This is a genomic window from Gracilimonas sp., assembly GCF_035704785.1.
Taxonomy (GTDB): domain Bacteria; phylum Bacteroidota; class Rhodothermia; order Balneolales; family Balneolaceae; genus Gracilimonas.
Window position 1 is genome coordinate 1 of record NZ_DASSWP010000069.1, and the last position, 2,689, is coordinate 2,689.

Below are 2,689 nucleotides of genomic sequence, written 5' to 3' on the forward strand. Positions count from 1 at the left end.
GCGTATGGCCGAGAAAAGTGCTCAAAACCTGATCGATGCCATTGAAAAAAGTAAAAAGCAGCCATTTGAGCGGGTGATCTATGCACTGGGAATTCGGTTTGTGGGAAAGACCGTAGCTAAAGATCTTGCTAAAGCCTTCAAAACCATGGCGAAATTGAAATTAGTTTCAGTAGAAGAACTGGAAGCCGTGGATTCCATCGGGCCAAGAATAGCTGAATCGGTAGTGAAATTTTTCAGTAATGAAAAGAACCGATCCATTGTAGAACGACTGGGAGAACATGGCCTGCAGTTCGAGAAAGAGGAAGAAGAGCAGGCTTCCAATATTTTTGAGGGCAAGAAGTTTGTCCTGACCGGTTCCCTACCTACCTACACCCGAAAAGAAGCCACAGATCTGATCGAAAAGCATGGAGGGAAAACTGCATCATCCGTAAGTGGTAACACAGATTTTGTATTGGCCGGAGAATCCGCCGGAAGCAAGCTGGATAAAGCTAAAGAGCTTGGGGTCGAGATCCTGGATGAAGATGCTTTTCGTGAGTTGATCGGAGAATAGCGATAAAGTGGGTTATTTAAACTTAAAGGGAACCTACTTCATCACTCCTCACTTTATCACTTATAACTCATCCCCAAAATTTCCTATCTTCTTAAAAAATTTCCCTTAAGCCCTGCAGTACATGGATATCAAACCTCTGGATACGGAGCAGATCGGACTAAAAACGCTGGAAAAGCACCTCATCCGGTCAAAGAGTAAAGTCTCTCTCAAGATCGGCCTGCCTAAGGAGATCTCCAATGATGAACGCAGGGTCACTCTTACTCCGGGTGGTGTTTCCATCCTTAAAGCCAATGGACATGAGATCTTTATTGAAAAAGGAGCCGGCGAAGATGCTAATTTCGCCGACCGGGAATATGCCGATACCGGAGCTGAAATAGCCTATAGTGCTCAGGATGTCTTCAAAAAATCGGACCTAATCCTTAAGATCGCACCGTTGGTCGAAGAGGAATTTGACCTGCTTGAAAATGATCAATCCATTATTTCTGCCTTACATATGGGGAGCCAGTCTGTAGAATATCTCGAAAAACTGATCGAGAAATCCGTTACCGGAATTGGCTATGAGTTTATACGGGGGGAAGACAAAGAATTTCCTATTGTGCGAATGATGCATGAGATCACAGGATCCATGTCGGTACAGATCGCAGCTCACTATCTGGAGAGCATGAGCGGCGGACAGGGAATTATGCTGGGTGGAATTTCAGGAGTTCCTCCTGCTACAGTTGTCATTTTGGGCGCGGGAATAACAGGCGAATATGCCGCAAGAACGGCCCTTGGCTATGGAGCCCAGGTTTTTGTAATGGATACCGACCTGACTGCGTTGCGCAGACTCGAAAATGCGCTCGATCGCAGGATAATCACGGCCGTGGCCAACCACCAATATTTGAATACTGCACTTAAATTTGCTGATATCATTATTGGAGCAGCCATGGCCGAAGGCGAACGTTCTCCCTGTTGGGTCACCGAAGACATGGTAGCAGGAATGAAAGCAGGAAGCGTGATCGTGGATACGGTGATCGATCAGGGCGGATGTGTAGCAACAAGCAGGCCCACCACCCATTCAAATCCGGTGTATTCACAGCATGATGTCATTCATCACTGTGTGCCTAATATCCCGGCGAATGTACCGAGAACGGCAACTTATGCACTTAACAATGTTTTGGTGCCTTACATACTGGCTATAGGTGATGCCGGAGGAGTTAAAGAATGCCTTTGGGAAAATGTAGCCTTGAGAAATGGTACTTATACATATAAAAAGCACATTACTAAGAAATCTCTAGCCAAGATGTTTAACAAACCCTTTCGCGAAATTGAAATGCTGATCGCCTCGCAGATCTAGGATCTTTGATTTATGATTGTTGATTGACAATTTCACATCAACAATCATAAATCATCATTCATCAATCCCAATGTCAGAACTTACCGAATCGAATTATAAACGTATTTCCATAATAAACTGGCTGCTCACCGTTCCTATGATGGTTTTGTTTGCGTGGCCTTATTTTTATGGAGCAGGATTGATCGGGTTGGATATTTTTATTCGATACATAGGAGCTTTTATTTTTGCGGCACCTTTTATGCTAACCATTCTTCACGGACATGTAACCATGGCTCTCGGCTCGGGGCATCGCCATCATTATTACAACTGGATGAATGAAGAAAAACCGCTCACCTACGGACTTTTCTTTCACCCTATGTTTGTTAAAACCCGTTTTAGGCTGATATTGCTTATGGTGAGCCTATTGATCCTTCCTATCGGTTATTTGCTTGGGATATGAAAAAGGCGCGTGGGATACGCCCCTATCATTATTTTTTTTAAATCGCCTTCCCGTTTTTGATCTCTTCCACAACACTTGGATCTAATAAGGTAGAAGTATCGCCCAGGTTATCCCCGTCATCCGCGGCGATCTTTCTCAGAATTCGGCGCATGATCTTCCCGGAGCGGGTTTTGGGCAATCCTTTCACCACCTGGATTTTATCAGGCTTGGCTATCGGACTGATGATCTTGGTTACCAGATCCAGCAGCTCTTTCTTGAACTCCTCCTGATCCTTGATCTCTCCTTCACAGATCATAAAAGCATAAACTCCTTGCCCTTTGATATCATGGGGATATCCAACCACTGCTGTTTCCACCACTTTTGG

Annotated in this window: 4 protein-coding genes; 3 read left to right on the plus strand and 1 reads right to left on the minus strand. The window is 44.7% G+C overall.

Translation table 11 applies throughout. The features are described 5' to 3' along the window. The 3 genes from VFM80_RS03870 to VFM80_RS03880 form a co-directional block, all read left to right on the plus strand. A partial coding sequence (locus tag VFM80_RS03870; RefSeq protein ID WP_395069740.1) for a helix-hairpin-helix domain-containing protein occupies positions 1-550 on the plus strand: 550 nt, incomplete at its 5' end. Between the two features lie 121 nt (positions 551-671). Then, a complete protein-coding gene (locus VFM80_RS03875; protein ID WP_395069743.1) occupies positions 672-1,886 on the plus strand; it encodes an alanine dehydrogenase in 1,215 nt (404 codons plus the stop codon). A gap of 70 nt (positions 1,887-1,956) precedes the next feature. Next, positions 1,957-2,325 (plus strand): hypothetical protein, encoded by a 369-nt coding sequence (locus VFM80_RS03880; RefSeq protein ID WP_395069744.1) that lies wholly within the window; start codon positions 1,957-1,959, stop codon positions 2,323-2,325. Positions 2,326-2,362: 37 nt separating this feature from the next. Here the strand turns inward: VFM80_RS03880 and VFM80_RS03885 are convergent. After that, positions 2,363-2,689, minus strand: a 327-nt coding sequence (locus VFM80_RS03885) for an AMP-binding enzyme (RefSeq protein WP_413789707.1), incomplete at its 5' end; no start/stop codon positions are given.